Below are 18,049 nucleotides of genomic sequence, written 5' to 3'. Positions count from 1 at the left end.
CTGAAGCTGGTGGGACCGAGGATGCGCGGCACAGCGGTGCTAGAGCGCGAGCAGTTCCTTGGTCGTGATGGTGAGTAGCTCTGGCCCACCGTCCGCCTCGGGGCGGACGACGAGCGTGTCATCGATTCGGACACCACCCCGGCCCGGGAGGTGGACCCCCGGTTCGACGGTGACCGGCACGCAAGCGTCCAGTTTACCCATGGCTCCAGGTGCGAGCTGCGGGTCCTCGTCGATTTCGAGGCCGACACCGTGTCCGGTGCATGCTCCGAGGCCCTCGGAGTGGCCCGCCGCGTCCAGTACCTGGCGTGCCGCGCGGTCCACCGCACGGCACTCCGCGCCCGGTGCCAGCGCCTCCCGCCCGGCCCGCTGAGCGGCGAAGACGACGTCGTAGAGCTCGATCTGCCAGTCGGCCGGGGTCGTCCCGATGACGAACGTACGGCCGATCTCGCAGCGGTAGCCGCGGTAGGTCGCGCCCAGGCAGACCGAGAGGAAATCACCCTCCTCGACCCGCCGGTCCGAGGGGCGGTGGCCGGCCCGGCCGGAGTTGGGGCCGGTGCCCACGGAGGTCATGAAGGCCGGGCCGTCGGCGCCGTGGTCCACCAGCCGGCGCTCCAGCTCCAGGGCGAGGTGGCGTTCGGTGCGGCCGACCAGGATCGACTCCAGGAGCTCGCCGAGCGCCTGGTCCGCGATCTCGGCGGCGATCCGCAGACAGGCGATCTCCTCCTCGTCCTTGACGAGCCGCTTCTGCTCGACCGCTCCCCCGAGGTCGCCGAGGAGCAGCCGGGGCGCGACCGAGCCGAGGGCGCGGTGCCGGGAGACGGTGAGGTCGTGCTCCTCCACGCTCAGCGAGTCGGCGCCGCTGGCCACGGCGAGGTCGGCCGCCGCGACCGCCGCGTCGCCCGACGGCGTGGGCAGTACGGTCACCCGCAGCAGCTCGTCGAGGCGGCCCTCGACCAGGTCGCCGGTGGGCGTGCGCGGGCAGAGCAGCACGTCCTCGGCGGGGCCGAGCAGCAGAACGGCGCCGGGCGGGGCGCCGCCCGCGAGATAGCGGACGTTGGCGGGGCGCGAGACCAGTGCGGCCGCGCTGCCCGCGGCCGCGCAGCGGTCGCGCAGCCAGCCGCGGCGGAGTCCATACACCTCTGACATGCGTCGAGCGTATGAGGGGGGTCGGCGGGGTGCCGGTTGTGCGCGTCCGACCGGGGGCCGTCCCGGGGCCGGGTCGTCCTCTGTGGCCGGACCGGCCGGGAGGTGCGGGTGCGGGTGCCGATGCCCGTGGGGCGCCGTTTGGATGCCGCGGGCCGTGCTGGGCCGGTCGCGCAGTTCCCCGCGCCCCTGGGGGGTCGGGGTCGGTCGCGTGGTTCCCCGGGGCCCTGCGGGGTGCGGGACCCTGCGGGGTGCGGGACCCTGCGGGGTGCCGGGGGGACTTGGCGGCTGCCGTTGCCCCAAAGCAAGCGCCGTTGGATTCTGCGGACCGTGCTGGGCTGATCGCGCAGTTCCCCGCGCCCCTAGGGGGTCGGGGCCGGTCGGGAGGTTCCCGGCGCCCCTGGGGGTGCTGGGTCGGCCGCGTGGTTCCCCGGGCCCCTGGGGGTGCTGGGTCGGTCGCGTGGTTGCCCGCGCCCCGCAGGGTGCGGGGCCGGTTGCGTGGTTCTCCGAGCCTCCGGCTTACCAGCTTGGGGGGCTTGTTATCGCTCTGGCCAGGACGTCGTCCAGGAGGCGGGCCGTGGTGGGGACGTCGTAGTGGGAGTTGTCGATGATGGGCAGGCCCGAGCCGTACCAGCCCGCCATGCGGCCGTGGATGCCCGCCACCTCCTCGTCGGACAGCCGGCGGTTGCCCGAGCGCTCGGCGTTGCGTTCCAGGACGACCTCCAGGCCGGGCAGCAGCACCACGGGCAGCAGCCCGGGTCCCACATGCCGCTTCCAGCCGCCCAGGCCCACCACCGGCCGGTCCGGGAAGACCGCGTCGTCGAGGATGCAGGAGATCCCGTTGGCCAGGAAGTTGCGCGCGGCGAAGCCGCAGGTGCGGCGGGCCAGCCGGTACTGCGCCTCGGAGTGGTCGTTCCACCCCGACTGGGGGTCCGCGAAGCCCGCGCAGACCCATTCGCGTACGTCGTCGAGGCTGATGTGGGCGGTGGGGACGCGGCGGTGCTGGGCCCAGTGGCGGGCCACCGTGGTCTTGCCCGCGCCCGCCGGGCCTATCAGGAGCACGGCGAGGGTGGTGACCCCGGTGCCCTCCGGCGCCTGCGGCAGCGGCACGGGGCCGCCGGGCGGCAGCTGGATGTGGCCGGTGGTGTCCCGGGACGGCGGCGCGGGCGCGTGCGCCGGTGCCGGGGCGTGCCAGCCCGGGGCGGGCGGCGGGCCGGGAGCGGGGGGCGCCTGGATGCCGTGGGGCGGCGGGCCCGACGCGGACGGCTGCCCGCCGTGCGGCGGCACGCCCGGTGCAGACGGCTGCCCGCCGTGCGGCGGCGGGCCCGGTACGGGCGGGTGACCGGTGTGGGTCGGGGGCCGGCCCGGGGGCCGGGGGGCCGTGAAGGCCCAGTCGGGGCCCGGGCCGTGCCCCGGCGCGCGGGGCGGCGGAAGCGGGGCCCCCGGTTCGTGCTGCATCCGGTGCCACTCCGTCTCGTACAGGCAACTGGCGCTGGTGGGACGCCCGTCGGGACGTCCGGTCCAGAACCGTACCTTCCCCGGCCGCCGCAGTGTGAACGGCCGGGGCGTGGCGATGGTGCCCGGTCAGCCGCCGAGTTCGTCGGCGAGCGCGCGCAGCGCCAGGCGGTAGGAGCCGATGCCGAATCCGGCGACGGTGCCGCTGGCCACGGCGGCCACCACGGAGGTGTGGCGGAACTCCTCGCGGGTGTACGGGTTGGAGATGTGCACCTCGATGAGCGGCGCGGTGCGCTGGGCGGCCGCGTCGCGCATTCCGTACGAATAGTGGGTGAACGCGCCCGGGTTGAGAACGACCGGAATCTTTCCGTCGGCCGCCTCGTGCAACCAGCGGATCATGTCGCCCTCGTCGTTGGTCTCCCGGACCTCGACGTCGAGGCCGAGCTCCTTGCCGAGGGTCTGGCAGACCTCGACGAGACCCGCGTACGTCGTCGCCCCGTAGACGTCCGGCTCGCGCGAGCCGAGGCGGCCCAGGTTGGGGCCGTTCAGCACCAGGACGCGACGGCTCACGAGGACACCTCGCCGTACGCCGCGAGCAGCACCGCCGGGTCCGGGCCCTCCAGGACCGTCGGCTTGGCCAGGCCGTCCAGGACGATGAAGCGCAGCAGGTTGCCGCGCGACTTCTTGTCGAGCTTCATGTTCTCGACGAGCTTGGGCCACTGGTCGGCGCGGTAGCTCAGCGGCAGGCCCACCGACTCCAGGATGGCGCGGTGGCGGTCGGCGGTGGCGTCGTCGAGCCGCCCGGCGAGCCGGCCGAGCTCGGCGGCGAAGACCAGGCCGACGGAGACGGCGGCGCCGTGGCGCCACTTGTAGCGCTCGTTCTTCTCGATGGCGTGCGCGAGGGTGTGCCCGTAGTTGAGGATCTCGCGCAGCCCCGACTCCTTGAGGTCGCTGGAGACCACGTCGGCCTTGACCTGGATCGAGCGCTCGATGAGCTCGGCGGTGTGCGGTCCCTGCGGGCTGCGGGCGCCCTCCGGGTCGGCCTCGATCAGGTCGAGGATGACCGGGTCGGCGATGAAGCCCGCCTTGATGACCTCGGCCATGCCGGAGACGAAGTCGTGGACCGGCAGCGAGTCCAGCGCCGCCAGGTCGCACAGCACGCCGGCGGGCGGGTGGAACGCGCCCACCAGGTTCTTGCCCTCGGCGGTGTTGATGCCGGTCTTGCCGCCGACGGCCGCGTCCACCATGCCGAGCACGGTGGTCGGGACCGACACCCAGCGCACCCCGCGCAGCCAGGTGGCCGCGACGAAGCCCGCCAGGTCGGTGGTGGCGCCGCCGCCCACGCCGACGATCACGTCGGTGCGGGTGAAGCCGGACTGGCCGAGCGCCTTCCAGCAGTACGCGGAGACCTCGGCGGTCTTCGCCTCCTCGGCGTTGGGCACCTGGATGGCGATGGCCTCGTAGCCCTGGGCGGCCAGGTCCTCGCGGATGGCGTCACCGGTGCCGGCCAGCGCCTCCGGGTGGATGACGGCGACCTTGCGGGCCCGGTCCCCGATCAGGCCGGGGAGTTCGGCGAGGAGGTTGCGGCCGACGAGCACGTCGTACGGGTCCGTTCCGGCGGTGCCGCCGACCTGGATCCGGGTGGGTGCCTGCTGCTCGCTCATGCGGATTTCAGCTCCAGTGCGTCGAGGACCGCCTGCGCGACCTCTTCGGGGGTACGGTCGTCGGTCGCGACGACGACCCTGGCGACTTCGGTGTACAGGTGGCGCCGGGCGTCCATCAGCTCGCGCCACTGGCGGCGCGGGTTGACGGCCAGGAGCGGGCGGGCGGTGTTGAGGCCGACCCGCTTCACCGCCTCCTCGACGTCCATGGCCAGATAGACGACCGGCAGCCCGCTCAGCAGTGCGCGGGTGGTGGCGTCGAGGATCGCGCCGCCGCCGAGCGCGAGCACCCCGGGGTGCTCGGCGACGGCGGCGGCGACGGCCGCGCGCTCCAGCTCGCGGAAGTGCGGCTCGCCCTCGTCGACGAAGATGTCGGCGATCTCACGGCCCTCGGCGGCCACGATGTCGGCGTCGGTGTCCCGGTAGGACGCGCCGAGCCGCTCGGCGAGCAGCGCGCCGACGGTGGACTTGCCCGACCCCATCGGGCCGACGAGGACGATCAGGGGTCCGGCGCTCACCGGATCTGGAGGTTGTCGAGGTAGGACTGGACGTTGCGGCGGGTCTCGGGGACGCTGTCGCCGCCGAACTTCTCCGCCACCGCGTCGGCCAGCACCAGCGCGACCATGGCCTCGGCCACGATCCCGGCCGCGGGCACCGCGCACACGTCGGAGCGCTGGTGGTGGGCCTTGGCGGCCTCGCCGGTCGCCACGTCGATGGTGGCGAGCGCCCGCGGGACGGTCGCGATCGGCTTCATGGCGGCGCGCACCCGCAGCAGCTCACCGGTGGTGAGGCCGCCCTCGGTGCCGCCCGCGCGCCCGGAGGTGCGCTTGACGCCGTCGGCGGTCCGGACGATCTCGTCGTGGGCCTGCGAGCCGGGCACCCGCGCCAGGTCGAAGCCGTCGCCGACCTCCACGCCCTTGATGGCCTGGATGCCCATCAGGGCGGCGGCGAGCCGCGCGTCGAGGCGCCGGTCCCAGTGGACGTGCGAGCCGAGGCCCACGGGCACGCCGTACGCCAGGACCTCGACCACACCGCCGAGGGTGTCGCCGTCCTTGTGGGCCTGGTCGATCTCGGCGACCATCGCCTTGGAGGCGTCCTCGTCGAGGCAGCGCACCGGGTCCGCGTCCAGCTTCTCGACGTCGGCCGGGGTCGGGTAGACGCCGTACGGGGCCTTGGCGGCGGCGAGCTCGACGACGTGCGAGACGACCTCGATCCCGGCCGTCTCCTTCAGGTAGGAGCGGGCGATGGCGCCGAGGGCGACGCGGGCGGCGGTCTCGCGGGCGCTGGCGCGCTCCAGGATCGGCCGGGCCTCGTCGAAGCCGTACTTCTGCATGCCCGCCAGGTCGGCGTGGCCGGGGCGCGGCCGGGTCAGCGGCGCGTTGCGGGCGAGGTCGGCGAGGACGGCCGGGTCGACCGGGTCGGCCGACATGACCTGCTCCCACTTGGGCCACTCGGTGTTGCCCACCATGATCGCCACCGGGGAGCCCATGGAGAGGCCGTGCCGGACACCGCCGAGGAAGGTGACCTCGTCGCGCTCGAACTTCATCCGGGCGCCGCGGCCATAGCCGAGGCGGCGCCGGGCCAGGTGGTCGGCCACCATCTCCGTGGTGATCGGCACACCGGCGGGAAGACCCTCCAGCGTCGCCACAAGTGCGGGTCCGTGGGACTCCCCCGCGGTCAGCCAGCGCAACCTGCTCAACGGTGCTCCTCGTTGCTCGCGCGTCCTGGTACTGCGGCGCGGCCGGGGTGCGCGGCCCTGGCCCGCCACCCCTGATCCTCGCACGTCCGGGGCGTGGACCTGGCCGCCGGTCCAGCAACCGGACGGTTCTTCGTCAGGTGCGGGCCGGATGTGGCCGCTCGCGCGAACGCCCCGTGCCCCTCGGAGGGGGCACGGGGTCGGTGAGCGGGGAAAGGGGTTCAGCGGGCGGTGAGGGCCGCCTCGCCCGCCTTGCGCATCGCGGCGAGGGGGGCGGGCCGCGCGCCGGTCATCTGCTCGACCTGGAGGACCGCCTGGTGGACCAGGAGGTCGAGGCCGCCGACGACCGCGCCGCCGCGCGCCGCCCAGCCGGCCGCGAGCGCGGTCGGCCAGGGGTCGTACAGGACGTCGAAGAGCGTGCCGGGCCGCTCGGGCACGGCGGCGGCGAGCGCGTCCGTGGTGCCCGCCGGGGTGGTGGCGATCACCAGCGGGTGCGCGAGGGCCGCCGCGGCGTCGGCCCAGTCGGCGGTGCGCACGGTGATCCCGAGCCGCTCGCCCCAGCCCCGCATCTCCTCGGCGCGCGCGGCGCTGCGGACGTACGCGGTGACCTCGCCCGTACAGATCCGGGCGAGGGCGGCCAGCGCCGAGGAGGCCGTGGCGCCCGCGCCGAGCACGGCGGCGGAGGGGACGCTGGTGACACCGCGCTCCTCCAGGGCTGCGATCATGCCCGGGATGTCGGTGTTGTCGCCGTAGCGGCGGCCGTCGCCGGTGAGGACGACGGTGTTCACCGCCTCCACGGAGGCCGCCGTGTCGCTGATCCCGTCGAGCAGGGGGATGATCGCGCGCTTGAGCGGCATCGTGAGCGAGAGCCCCGCCCACGAGCGGTCGAGGCCGTCGACGAAGGCGGGCAGCCCGGCCTCGTCCACCTCGAAGCGGTCGTAGGACCAGTGGGTGAGGCCGAGTTCCCGGTAGGCGGCGCGGTGCAGCACCGGGGAGAGGGAGTGCGCGATGGGCGACCCGAGGACGGCGGCCCGTCGCGCACCCGTGTCGTGGCTCGTCGAGCTCACTGTCCGGACTTCTCCTGTTCGTACTTCTTGCGGTTCTGCTCGTGCTCCGCGTTGGTGACCGCGAACAGCGTCTCGTTCTCCGTGACGGAGACGAAGTAGTACCACGGGCCCGGCGTCGGGTTGAGCGCCGAATGCAGCGCCGCGTCACCGGGGTTGCCGATGGGGCCGGGCGGCAGTCCGTGGATGTAGTACGTGTTGTACGGGTGGTGGAATTCGCGGAGGTCCTTGACCGAACCCGTGTTGAGGGTCGATTCGCCCTTCGCGTAGTTCACCGTGGAGTCGAAGTCGAGCAGACCGTAGGTTTCGGTGTTGTTGGGCTTCAGACGGTTGTAGACGACCCGCGCGACCTTGTCGAAGTCGTGCTTGTACTTGCCTTCCGCCTGGACGAGGCTGGCGACCGTGAGGACCTGGAGCGGCGACTTGAGGCCCATCTTGGCCGCCATGCCCTTGAGGTCGACCTTGCCGTACTCCTGGTTGGCCCGGGAGACCATCTTGCGCAGGACGTCCTCGGGCTTGGTGCCCTTGGCGACCGGGTAGCTCGCCGGGTAGAGGAATCCTTCCAGCGGGTCCAGGATCTCCTTGTTGTCGTTCGCCCAGTCCGGCAGCCCGAGGTTCTTCGCCTGGCTGCGCGCGACGTCCTTCGTCGTGCCCGGCTTGAGTTCGAGCCGCTTGTCGATCTGTTCGTAGACCCAGTTGTTCCGCTTGCCCTCGGGAATGATCAGGTTGTTGCGGCTGGACGGGTTCAGCATGGCCGCGAGCGCATTCGCCGCCGACTGCCCCTTGTTGAGCGTGTAAACGCCCGCCTGAATGGTCTTGCCCTTGGGGTTGTCGTTCTGCGCGGAGACGAAGGCGCCCTGGCTCTTGACCACTCCGGCCTTGACCAGAATGCTGCCGATCTCATATCCGCCGGCGCCCTGCGGGATTTCCACCTGGACCGGCGTGGAACCCGCTCCGGAATAGTCGGGGGCCGAGCCGAATTTCTTCTGCCAGAAGTGGTATCCGACATAGCCGACGCCGCCGACGCCGAGCGAGAAGACGACGACGAGCACCAGACAGGCGCGCCCGCTCTTGCCCTTCTTCTTGCCCTTGCCCCGGCGGTCGCGCCCGTCGCCGCGCCGGGAGCCGCGCGGCTCCTCCTCGTCGGCCTCGGGCTCCTTGGCCGGGCCGTCGGTGAAGAAGGGGTGCTTCTCCTCCTCCGGCTCCGGCTCGGCCTCGGGGGCCCACTCCTGCTGCTGCTCCGGCACCGCCCGCCGCTGCCCCGGGGGCTGCGGCGGCGGATACGCCTCGGGAGTCGCGTAGTAGTCCTGGGCCTGCGTGCCGTACCCGGGGTACGCCTCGGCCTGCTGGCCGGCGTAGGGCATGGCGGCCTGCTGGCCGGTGTCCCATCCCCCGTTGTACTGAGCCTGCTCTGCGTAACCCTGCGGGACCTGCTGCTGCGGATAGCCCTGCTGGGGCTGGTCACCGTAGTGCTGCTGCTGCCCGTACGGGTCGTGCTGCTGCGCGTACTGCTGGTGCTGGGGATGCTGCTGTTGCTGCGGATGCTGTTGCTGCTGCCCGTGCTGCTGCTGGGCGTACTGCTGGTGCGGCTGCTGAGCGCCGTACGGAGCCTGACCGGAGGCAGCCTGCTGCGCTCCCCATCCCTGGTCCCCGTACAGGGGATCCTCGGGATGCCACGGTTCGGAGCCTGCGCCCCGGCCATACTCAGTCATCGGTCCCCTAGAGCCGCGAGGCATCCGGACGGTCCGCCTCTTTTGCTGTGCGGTGGCTGTTCGAATGCCTCCGCATCGCGCGGAACGTTACCGTATCGCGATCAGATAACCACTTCGACGCCCTCGCCGGGAGGGCGTCCTGACACCCGTTCGGCCTCCAGGGCATTCTGCAGAATGACGACCGCGGCGGCCTGGTCGATGACGGACCTGCCCTTCTTCGCCTTCACTCCGGAGGCGCGCAGGCCCTGTGTCGCTGTGACCGTTGTCATCCGCTCGTCGACGAGCCGGACGGGAATCGGGGCGATCCCCTTCGCCAGTTCACCGGCGAACTTGCGGACCTTGACGGCCGCCGGACCCTCGCCCCCGTTGAGGGAGCGGGGCAGTCCGACGACCACCTCGATCGGTTCGTACTCCTCGACGAGTCGGCGCAGCCGCCGGTGGGCGGCCGGGACGTCACGTCCCGGCACCGTCTCCACCGGCGTGGCGAGGACCCCGTCGGGGTCGCACGAGGCGACCCCGATCCGGGCGTCCCCGACGTCGATCGCGAGGCGTCGGCCGCGTCGCATCAGGCGGTCTCGCCGACCTGGCGCTCGACGGCGTCGATGGCGTCGCCGATCGCGTCCGGGTTCTGACCGCCGCCCTGGGCGACGTCCGACTTGCCACCACCGCCGCCACCGAGGGTCTTGGCGGCGGTGCGCACCAGCTCACCGGCCTTGAGACCGCGCTCGCGGGCGGCCTCGTTGGTGGCGATGACCGTCACCGGGCGGCCGTTGGCCGTGGTGAACAGGGCCACCACGACCGGGCGGTCCGAGGAGATGCGACCGCGCACGTCGAGGACCAGCTTGCGCAGGTCGTCGGCGGAGGTGCCGTCCGGCACCTGGCCGGTGACCAGGGCCACGCCCCGGACGTCCTTGGCGCCCTGGGCCAGACCCGCGGCGGCCTGGAGCACCTTCTCGGCGCGGAACTTCTCGATCTCCTTCTCGGCGTCCTTCAGCTTGCCGAGCATGGTGGAGATCTTCTCCGGCAGCTCCTCGGGACGGCCCTTGACCAGCTCCTGGAGCTGGGCGACGACCGTGTGCTCCCGGGCGAGGAAGTGGTAGGCGTCCACGCCGACCAGGGCCTCGATGCGGCGCACACCGGAGCCGATGGACGACTCGCCGAGCAGCTTCACCAGACCCAGCTGGGCGGTGTTGCCGACGTGCGTGCCGCCGCAGAGCTCCTTGGAGAAGTCGCCGATGGTGACCACGCGGACGCGCTCGCCGTACTTCTCGCCGAACTCGGCGATGGCGCCCTGCTTCTTGGCCTCGTCGATCGACATGACCTCGGCCTGGACGTCCAGTTCGCGCGAGAGCACCTCGTTGATCTTCTGCTCGACGTCGGTGAGGACCGTGCCGGGAACGGCGGCGGGCGAGCCGAAGTCGAAGCGGAAGCGGCCCGGCGAGTTCTCCGAACCGGCCTGGGCGGCCGTCGGGCCGAGCGCGTCGCGCAGGGCCTGGTGGGTGAGGTGCGTGGCGCTGTGGGCGCGGGCGATGGCGCGGCGGCGCTTGATGTCGATGGTGGCGTAGGCCGAGGCGCCGAGGGTGACCTCGCCGACCTGGACGACGCCCTTGTGCACGTGCACGCCGGGGACCGGCTTCTGCACGTCGCGGACCTCGATGACGGCGCCGCTGTCGAGCTTGATGCGGCCCTGGTCGGCGAGCTGGCCGCCGCCCTCGGCGTAGAAGGGGCTGCGGTCGAGGACGACCTCGACCTCGTCGCCCTCGGAGGCGGCGGGCGAGGGCACGCCGTCGACGAGGAGGCCGACGATCGTCGACTCGTTCTCGGTCAGCGTGTAGCCGGTGAAGTCGGTCTCGCCGGAGTTGTCGGCCACCTCGCGGTAGGCGGACAGGTCGGCGTGGCCGGTCTTCTTGGCCTTGGCGTCGGCCTTGGCGCGCTCGCGCTGCTCCTTCATCAGACGGCGGAAGCCGTCCTCGTCCACGGAGAGGCCCTGCTCGGCGGCCATCTCCAGGGTGAGGTCGATGGGGAAGCCCCAGGTGTCGTGGAGCAGGAACGCCTTCTCACCGGCGAGGACCGTGCCACCGGCGGCCTTGGTCTCGGTGACGGCGGTGTCCAGGATGTTGGTGCCGCCCTTGAGGGCCTTGAGGAAGGCGGCCTCTTCGGCGAGCGCGACCGTCTCGATGCGCTTGCGGTCGGTGATCAGCTCCGGGTACTGCTGCCCCATGGTGTCGATCACGACGCCGATGAGGTCCTGGACGACCGGCCCGGTGGCGCCCATCAGCCGCATGTTGCGGATGGCGCGGCGCATGATGCGGCGCAGCACGTAGCCGCGGCCCTCGTTGCCGGGGGTGACGCCGTCGCCGATGAGCATCGTGGACGTACGGATGTGGTCGGCGACCACACGCAGCGAGACGTCCGTGTGGTGGGCGGCCCCATAGCGGACGCCGGTCAGCTCGGTGGCCTTGTCCATGACCACGCGCAGGGTGTCGGTCTCGTACATGTTCTGCACGCCCTGCAGGATCATGGCGAGACGCTCAAGACCCAGACCGGTGTCGATGTTCTGCGACGGCAGGTCGCCGAGGATCGGGAAGTCCTCCTTGCCGTCACCGGCACCCCGCTCGTACTGCATGAAGACGAGGTTCCAGATCTCCACGTACCGCTCGTCGTTGACGGCCGGGCCGCCCTCGACGCCGAACTCGGGGCCGCGGTCGTAGTTGATCTCGGAGCAGGGGCCGCAGGGGCCGGGGACGCCCATGGACCAGAAGTTGTCCTTCTTGCCCAGGCGCTGGATGCGCTCCTTCGGCACGCCGACGACCTCGTGCCAGATGCGCTCGGCCTCGTCGTCGTCGAGGTAGACGGTGATCCAGAGCTTCTCCGGCTCCAGGCCGAAGCCGCCGTCCGCCACGGAGCTGGTGAGCAGCTCCCAGGCGAGCTTGATGGCGCCTTCCTTGAAGTAGTCGCCGAAGGAGAAGTTGCCGCACATCTGGAAGAACGTGCCGTGCCGGGTGGTCTTGCCGACCTCTTCGATGTCCGGCGTGCGCACGCACTTCTGCACGCTGGTCACGCGCGGGGCGGGCGGCTTGACCTCACCCAGGAAGTACGGCTTGAACGGCACCATGCCCGCGGGGACGAGCAGCAGAGTCGGGTCGTCCGCGATGAGCGACGCCGAAGGGACGACGGTGTGACCGCGCTCCTCGAAGAAGCTCAGCCAGCGGCGGCGGATTTCAGCCGACTCCATCAGTGGTCCTCATTCCGGTTGTACGGGATCTGCTTGTAGGAGATCTTCGGGTTCTGCTGGTCGGGTTGGTCGATGGCCGCGAGGCGGCGCTGGGTCGGGAGCTCCCGCACGTTGGAGGCGTTGAGCCCCAGCGCGTCGTTGAGCTCGGACTCGCGCTGCACCATCCCGGCCTTCACGTCGAGCGCGAAGTCCTTCAGCCGGTGGCCCGCCTCGACCGCCTTGTCCGCGGTGCGCGCGGCCAGCGACTCCGGGGTGAGCTGCTTCAGCTTCCGGTTTACCTTGGTGGTGGCCCACACACCGGCTGCGGCGCCCGCGGTGAACCAGAACGTACGGCGGAACATCGCAGCGTCAGCCCTTTCGCCTGCTCCGCCGAGCGGACGGCACGGTCCGTCCGACGATGACCGTGGGAGACGGCTCGGCGGTCCCGGTTTTCCGTCCGATGGCGCGGCGCACCCCGTACCCGAAGGCCGCGACCTTCACCAGGGGGCCGCCGAAGGTGGAGGCGACCGTGGTGGAGAGCGCCGACGCGTTGGAGGTGACCTCCTGGACGTCGGAGGCGATCGCGTCGACCCGCTCCAGCTGGGTCTGCGCCGAGCGCACCGCCGTCGAGGCGTCCGCGAGCAGCGGGACGGCCTGTTCGGTCACGTCCGCCACCAGCTTGGTCGTCGCCTTCAGCGTCTGGGCCAGCCTCACGAGGACTACGGCGAGGAAGGACACCAGGATCGCCCAGAAGACGGCCACCAGGATCCCGGCCACCTCTCCACCGGACACTTGCACCGCTCCCTGCGCCTCGACCGTCGGACAAAGAAAAAAGTTGTCACCCGACCCTATCGCGCCGAGGGTCTTGCCCCCTACCGCATTAGGGCCCCGGAGAACCGGAGTCCCGTACACCGATTGTACGGAGTGCGTGCGCGTGAGTACTCTGCGTGTTCCATGCGCTCCCATCTGCCGTCGGAGCTGAACGGCTTCGTCGGGCGAGAACGTGAACTGGCCGCCCTGCGGGGGCTGCTGGCCGAGGCGCGGCTGGTCACCGTGGTCGGGGTCGGCGGGGTCGGGAAGAGTCGGCTCGCCCTGCGCGCCGCGGCGGCCACCGCGGTGCAGGAACGGTACTGCGATGGCGTCCGGCTGGCGGACCTCTCCACCGTCACCGACCCCGGCCTCCTCGACCACGCCCTCGCCGAGGCGCTGGAGCTGACCGACCACACCAGCCGCCCGCTGCGCGACACCCTGCTCGACCACCTCGCCGACCGCACCCTGCTGCTGGTGCTCGACGGGTTCGAGCAGCTGGTGGACGCCTGCGCCGAGCTGGTACACGCGCTGCTGCGCCGCTCCCCCGGGCTGCGGGTGCTCGCCGCCGGACGGCTGCCGCTGCGCCTGGAGGGCGAGCGGCTGCTGGCCCTGGCGCCGATGGACGACGAGGACGCGGTCCGGCTCTTCACCGACCGGGCCGCCGCCGGGCCCGGCGGCTTCGCGCTCACCGAGGAGCGGACCGCGACCGTGCACGAGCTCTGCCGGCGCCTCGACGGGATCCCGCTCGCCCTGGAGCTGGCCGCCGGACGGCTGGGGGCGCTCTGCCCGGAGCAGCTGCTGCGCCGCCTGGACGACCGGTTCCGGCTGCTGACCGGCGGCGGGCGCGGGACGGTGGCCCGCCATCAGACGCTGCGGACCACGATCGGCTGGAGCCACGAGCTGTGCACCCCGGCCCAGCGGCTGCTGTGGGCACGGCTCTCGGTCTTCGCCGGGCAGTTCGACCTGGAGGCCGTCGAATACGTCTGCGTCGGCCCGGACCTGCCGCCCGAGGACGTCCTCGACGTGCTGCAACAGCTCCTGGAGCACTCACTGGTGGTGCGCGAGGACGGCCCGGCGGGCGTGCGCTACCGGATGCTCGACACCGTACGGGAGTACGGCGCGGACTGGCTGGCCGCGGCCGGGGACGCCGACCGGCTGCGCCGCCGCCACCGCGACTGGTACCTGGGCCTGGCCACCTGGTGCGAGCTGGAGTGGTTCAGCCCCCGCCAGGCCGAGGTGGCGGTGCGGGTGGAGGCCGAGCTGCCCAATCTGCGGGCCGCGATGGACCACTCGCTGGACTCGGCGCGCGAGGCGCATCTGGCCCAGTACCTGGCGGGCACCCTCTGGTTCTGCTGGGTGGGGTGCGGGCGGCTGGCCGAGGGCGGGCACTGGCTGGGCCAGGTCCTGGAGGCCGGCGGCGGTGAGCACGACGGCGCCCGGCTCAAGGCGCTGTGGGTGCTCGGCTACGTCTCGGTGCTGCGGGGCGACACCACGGCCGCGGTCGCCGCGCTGCACGAGTGCCGCGCGGAGGCCGAGCGCACCGGCGACCCGCTGGCGCTGGCGTACGCGGTGCACCGCACCGGGTGCCTGGCGCTGGTCACCGACGACATGCCGCGCGCCGAGCGGCTGCTGCGGGAGGCACTGGCCCGGTACGAGGAGATCGGCGAACTCAACAGCAATGTGCTGATGGCGCGGATCGAACTGGCCATGGCGGTGGCGTTCGGGGGCCACCTGGACGAGGCCGTGGTGATGTGCGAGCACGTCCTGGAGGTCTGTGTGGACCACGGGGAGCGCTGGGCGCGCGCGTACGCGCTGTACGTCCTGGCGTACGCGGCCCGGCACGCGGGGGACCTGGACCGGGCCCGGCTGCTGCTGACCGAGTGCCTGGTCATCGACCACGCCTTCCACGACCTGCTGGGCACGGTGCTCGCGCTGGAGCTGATGGCGCTGGTGGCGGTGGACGAGGGCGATCCGTCGGGGGCGGCGGTGCTCCAGGGGGCGGCCGAGGGGATCTGGCCGTCGGTGGGGCTGCCGCTGTTCGGCTCGGCGTACTACAACGCGGCGCACGTCCTGTGCGAGGAGCGGGCCCGGGCGCGCCTGGGGGACGCGGCGTACCGCACGTTCCGGGGCCGGGGCACGGCGCTGGGCCTGGACGAGGCGGTGGCGCGGGCGGTGGCCGTGGCCGAGGAGGAGCCGGCGGGGGCCCCGGCGGCCGGGGGCGCACCGGCCCCGGAAACGCGCGGACCCGCCGCCTCCCGCTCCGTGCGGAGCGAGGGGACGGCGGGCCGGAGCGCGGAGCGCTGAATACTTCGCCTGACTCAGCGGGCGTAGTACTCGACGACGAGCTGCTCGTCGCAGATGACCGGGATTTCCTTGCGGTTCGGGTCACGGTCCAGGCGGAAGGCCAGGGCCTTCAGGTTCACCTGGAGGTAGCGCGGGGTCTCGCCCTCGCCGGCGTAGCCACCCTCGCGGGCAACCTGGAAGGGGTGCTTCGCACGGCTGCGCTCGCGGACGGTGATGACGTCGTCCGGACGGACGCGGAACGACGGCTTGTCGACCTTGCCACCGTTGACCTCGATGTGGCCGTGGACGACCATCTGGCGGGCCTGGTAGATGGTGCGGGCGATGCCCGAACGCAGGACCAGGGCGTCGAGGCGACGCTCGAGCTCGACGACGAGCGCCTCGCCGGTCTTGCCCTCGGCCTTCTTGGCGCGGTCGTAGGCACGCGCCATCTGACGCTCAGAGATGTCGTACTGGGCGCGCAGACGCTGCTTCTCGAGCAGACGGACCTTGTAGTCCGAGTTCTGCTTGCGGCCACGGCCGTGCTCGCCCGGCGGGTACGGACGGGCCTCGAAGTACTTGACGGCCTTCGGCGTCAGCGCGATGCCGAGCGCACGGGACTTCTTGACCTTGGGACGCGACTGGTTAGGCACGTTCTCCAAACCTCCATGGTTGGGTTAGGTTAGGCTCACCTTACTCAAGGAGATCGCATGTCTCGTCCGGGGAACACCAGTCACATCACGGACAGCACGAAGAAGGCCGAGCCCGCAGAAGGGGTCGGCTCCACCGGCCCGCACAAGGGGGCCGGTACCGGTGCGCAGCATGCCACCGGTCACGTGACGGAGGTCCGATCAGATCGTGGTCAGCCGCGTCCCAGCGGACTTGAAATCGCGCGGATGCCGTCAGCAGCCGAGCGCACACGAACTCTCGTACATAGTACCTGCTCGTCGGTGCTGCTTCTGACCGGCCTCCACGGTGTGCGCCCCGAGCAGCTGGAGCCCCGGCTGCGCAACGTGGGCCCCGAGGGCGATCTCTTCCTGCTCTTCCCCGCCGACTCCCCCGCCGTGCGCGCCGCCACCCACGCCCAGGACGACGAGCTCTCGGCCGCCCTGGAGATCACCGATGTGGCACCGGTCTCCGTCCCGCAGCGCATCCGGGGCCGCGCCTGGGTCACCGGCTGGCTCACCCGGGTCCCCGGCCTCGCCCCGCCCGGCAGCATGACGCTCCGCCTGGAGACGAAGGAGGCGTACGTCGACGACCTGTGGGGCGCGAGCGCGGTCGACCCCGACGCCTTCACCGCGGCGGAGCCCGATCCGCTGGTCCAGGACGAGCCCGAACTGCTCCAGCATCTGCACACCCACCACGGGGAGCAGGTGCGCGCGCTGTGCGGGCTGGTCGGCGCGGCCGGGCGGGGCGGGATGAAATCGGTCACCCCGCTCGCCCTGGACCGGTTCGGTCTGCGGGTGCGGTTCCAGGAGCGGGGCGGGCACTGCTTCGACGCGCGCTTCGACTTCCCCGAGCCGGTCGCCGACCTCGCGCAGCTGCGCGCGGCGATGCGACGGCTCTTCGAGGCGGCGACGGACTGAGCGCCGTCGGCCGCGCCGGGCGCGGGGCTCAGGAGGCCGGGCCGCCTTCCCGGCCGAGCCGCTCGCGGACCTTCTCCACCACGTCCGCGTACCGCGCTTCCGCCCCGTACCGCGTGGGCTCGTAGTAGTGCTTGTCGGCCACCGCGTCCGGTGCGTACTGCTGGGCGGCGATCGCGCCCGGCACGTCGTGCGGGTACACATACCCCTGGGCGTGGCCGAGCTTGGCCGCGCCCTTGTAGTGGCCGTCGCGCAGATGCGGCGGAACGGGCCCGGCCAGGCCCTTGCGGACGTCCTCCATCGCGGCGAAGATCGCGGTCGTCGCCGCGTTGGACTTCGGCGCCAGGGCCAGGGCGATGGTGGCGTGGCTCAGTGTGAGGGCCGCCTCGGGGAAGCCGATCATGGCCACGGCCTGGGCGGCGGCGACCGCCGTCGGCAGCGCCGTCGGGTCGGCGAGGCCGATGTCCTCGCTCGCGGAGATCATCAGCCGGCGCGCGATGAACCGGGGGTCCTCGCCCGCCTCGATCATCCTCGCCAGATAGTGCAGCGCCGCGTCCACGTCCGAGCCGCGGATCGACTTGATCAGGGCGCTCGCCACGTCGTAGTGCTGGTCGCCGTCCTTGTCGTACTTCACGGCCGCCCGGTCGACGGTCTCCTCGACCGTCTGGAGCGTGATCTCGCCCTCCTCCTTGGCGAGGGCCGCCCCCGCCGCCGCCTCAAGGGCGGTCAGGGCGCGCCGGGCGTCGCCGCCCGCGATCCGCAGCAGATGCGCCTCGGCGTCCTCGGGCAGGCCGACCGCGCCGCCCAGGCCGCGCTCCTCCCCGACCGCCCGGCGCAGCAGCGCGCGCAGGTCGTCGTCGGTGAGCGGCTCCAGGGTCAGCAGCAGGGAGCGGGAGAGCAGCGGGGAGATCACCGAGAAGTACGGGTTCTCCGTGGTGGCCGCGATCAGGGTGACCCAGCGGTTCTCCACGGCCGGGAGCAGGGAGTCCTGCTGGGCCTTGGAGAAGCGGTGGATCTCGTCGAGGAAGAGGACGGTCTCCTTGCCGAAGCCGCCGATGGCCCGGCGGGCCCCGTCGATCACGGCCCGCACTTCCTTGACGCCCGCGGTGATCGCGGAGAGCTCCACGAAGCGCTTGTTGGTGGCCTTGGAGACCACGTACGCCAGGGTCGTCTTGCCGGTGCCCGGCGGGCCCCACAGGATCACCGAGGAGGGGCCGGCGGGGCCGCCGCTGCCCTCCCCCACCAGCCGCCGCAGCGGCGAGCCGGGCTTCAGCAGATGCTGCTGCCCGACCACTTCGTCAAGGGTGCGCGGGCGCATCCGGACGGCCAGAGGGCTGCCCGCCGGGTCTTTCTCCTGGCGGTCCTCTGCGGCTGCGGTGAACAGGTCGGGCTCCACGTCGAGAACCCTATGCCACCCCGCCGACAACGCCG

Annotated in this window: 15 protein-coding genes and 1 pseudogene; 2 read left to right on the top strand and 14 right to left on the bottom strand. The window is 72.4% G+C overall.

Features of this window, described 5'->3' with window-relative positions; translation table 11 throughout:
- Nucleotides 1-39: 39 nt before the first annotated feature.
- The 12 genes from AB5J87_RS29310 to AB5J87_RS29255 form a co-directional block, all read right to left on the bottom strand.
- Nucleotides 40-1,146, bottom strand: a complete 1,107-nt coding sequence (locus AB5J87_RS29310) for a M24 family metallopeptidase (protein ID WP_369380853.1) — start codon at nucleotides 1,144-1,146, stop codon at nucleotides 40-42.
- A 516-nt stretch (nucleotides 1,147-1,662) separates the two neighbouring features.
- Complete coding sequence (locus AB5J87_RS29305) at nucleotides 1,663-2,601, bottom strand: Pro-rich N-terminal domain-containing protein (RefSeq protein ID WP_369380852.1); 939 nt, start codon at nucleotides 2,599-2,601, stop codon at nucleotides 1,663-1,665.
- Between the two features lie 126 nt (nucleotides 2,602-2,727).
- Nucleotides 2,728-3,168 (bottom strand): type II 3-dehydroquinate dehydratase, encoded by a 441-nt coding sequence (aroQ, locus tag AB5J87_RS29300; protein ID WP_369380849.1) that lies wholly within the window; start codon nucleotides 3,166-3,168, stop codon nucleotides 2,728-2,730.
- The gene (gene aroB, locus AB5J87_RS29295; RefSeq protein ID WP_369380847.1) at nucleotides 3,165-4,262 is read right to left on the bottom strand and encodes a 3-dehydroquinate synthase; all 1,098 of its coding nucleotides are present in this window, start codon (nucleotides 4,260-4,262) and stop codon (nucleotides 3,165-3,167) included. Before aroB ends, aroQ begins: the two co-directional genes overlap by 4 nt.
- Nucleotides 4,259-4,777 (bottom strand): shikimate kinase, encoded by a 519-nt coding sequence (locus AB5J87_RS29290; RefSeq protein ID WP_369380844.1) that lies wholly within the window; start codon nucleotides 4,775-4,777, stop codon nucleotides 4,259-4,261. Before AB5J87_RS29290 ends, aroB begins: the two co-directional genes overlap by 4 nt.
- Nucleotides 4,774-5,958 carry a chorismate synthase gene (gene aroC / locus AB5J87_RS29285; protein WP_369380842.1) on the bottom strand — a complete coding sequence of 395 codons (1,185 nt, stop codon included), beginning with the start codon at nucleotides 5,956-5,958 and terminating at the stop codon, nucleotides 4,774-4,776. Before aroC ends, AB5J87_RS29290 begins: the two co-directional genes overlap by 4 nt.
- A 218-nt stretch (nucleotides 5,959-6,176) precedes the next feature.
- A complete protein-coding gene (locus AB5J87_RS29280; protein WP_369380839.1) occupies nucleotides 6,177-7,022 on the bottom strand; it encodes a shikimate dehydrogenase in 846 nt (281 codons plus the stop codon).
- A complete protein-coding gene (gene mltG / locus AB5J87_RS29275) occupies nucleotides 7,019-8,731 on the bottom strand; it encodes an endolytic transglycosylase MltG (protein ID WP_369380838.1) in 1,713 nt (570 codons plus the stop codon). Before mltG ends, AB5J87_RS29280 begins: the two co-directional genes overlap by 4 nt.
- A gap of 101 nt (nucleotides 8,732-8,832) precedes the next feature.
- Nucleotides 8,833-9,297 carry a Holliday junction resolvase RuvX gene (gene ruvX, locus AB5J87_RS29270; RefSeq protein WP_369380835.1) on the bottom strand — a complete coding sequence of 155 codons (465 nt, stop codon included), beginning with the start codon at nucleotides 9,295-9,297 and terminating at the stop codon, nucleotides 8,833-8,835.
- Nucleotides 9,297-11,966, bottom strand: a complete 2,670-nt coding sequence (gene alaS, locus AB5J87_RS29265; protein WP_369380833.1) for an alanine--tRNA ligase — start codon at nucleotides 11,964-11,966, stop codon at nucleotides 9,297-9,299. The genes ruvX and alaS overlap by 1 nt, the downstream gene beginning before the upstream one ends.
- A complete protein-coding gene (locus AB5J87_RS29260; RefSeq protein ID WP_369380831.1) occupies nucleotides 11,966-12,307 on the bottom strand; it encodes a DUF6167 family protein in 342 nt (113 codons plus the stop codon). The genes alaS and AB5J87_RS29260 overlap by 1 nt, the downstream gene beginning before the upstream one ends.
- 7 nt (nucleotides 12,308-12,314) lie before the next feature.
- A complete protein-coding gene (locus tag AB5J87_RS29255) occupies nucleotides 12,315-12,737 on the bottom strand; it encodes a DUF948 domain-containing protein (RefSeq protein ID WP_369380828.1) in 423 nt (140 codons plus the stop codon).
- A 162-nt stretch (nucleotides 12,738-12,899) separates the two neighbouring features.
- Between AB5J87_RS29255 and AB5J87_RS29250 the strand changes: the two are divergent.
- A pseudogene (locus tag AB5J87_RS29250) lies at nucleotides 12,900-15,049 on the top strand (AAA family ATPase); the annotation flags it as partial.
- Between the two features lie 24 nt (nucleotides 15,050-15,073).
- On the opposite strand, the gene rpsD reads toward AB5J87_RS29250, so the two are convergent.
- Nucleotides 15,074-15,688, bottom strand: a complete 615-nt coding sequence (rpsD, locus tag AB5J87_RS29245; protein ID WP_188271528.1) for a 30S ribosomal protein S4 — start codon at nucleotides 15,686-15,688, stop codon at nucleotides 15,074-15,076.
- A gap of 243 nt (nucleotides 15,689-15,931) precedes the next feature.
- On the opposite strand from rpsD, the gene AB5J87_RS29240 reads away from it, so the two are divergent.
- Nucleotides 15,932-16,621, top strand: a complete 690-nt coding sequence (locus AB5J87_RS29240) for a DUF2470 domain-containing protein (protein WP_369383702.1) — start codon at nucleotides 15,932-15,934, stop codon at nucleotides 16,619-16,621.
- Nucleotides 16,622-16,649: 28 nt separating this feature from the next.
- On the opposite strand, the gene AB5J87_RS29235 is transcribed toward AB5J87_RS29240, so the two are convergent.
- Nucleotides 16,650-18,014 (bottom strand): replication-associated recombination protein A, encoded by a 1,365-nt coding sequence (locus tag AB5J87_RS29235; protein WP_369380827.1) that lies wholly within the window; start codon nucleotides 18,012-18,014, stop codon nucleotides 16,650-16,652.
- Nucleotides 18,015-18,049 lie beyond the last annotated feature (35 nt).

Origin of the sequence: Streptomyces sp. cg36, assembly GCF_041080675.1 — a bacterium.
Classification (GTDB): domain Bacteria; phylum Actinomycetota; class Actinomycetes; order Streptomycetales; family Streptomycetaceae; genus Streptomyces.
This window is presented reverse-complemented; position numbering and strand designations above follow the sequence as displayed.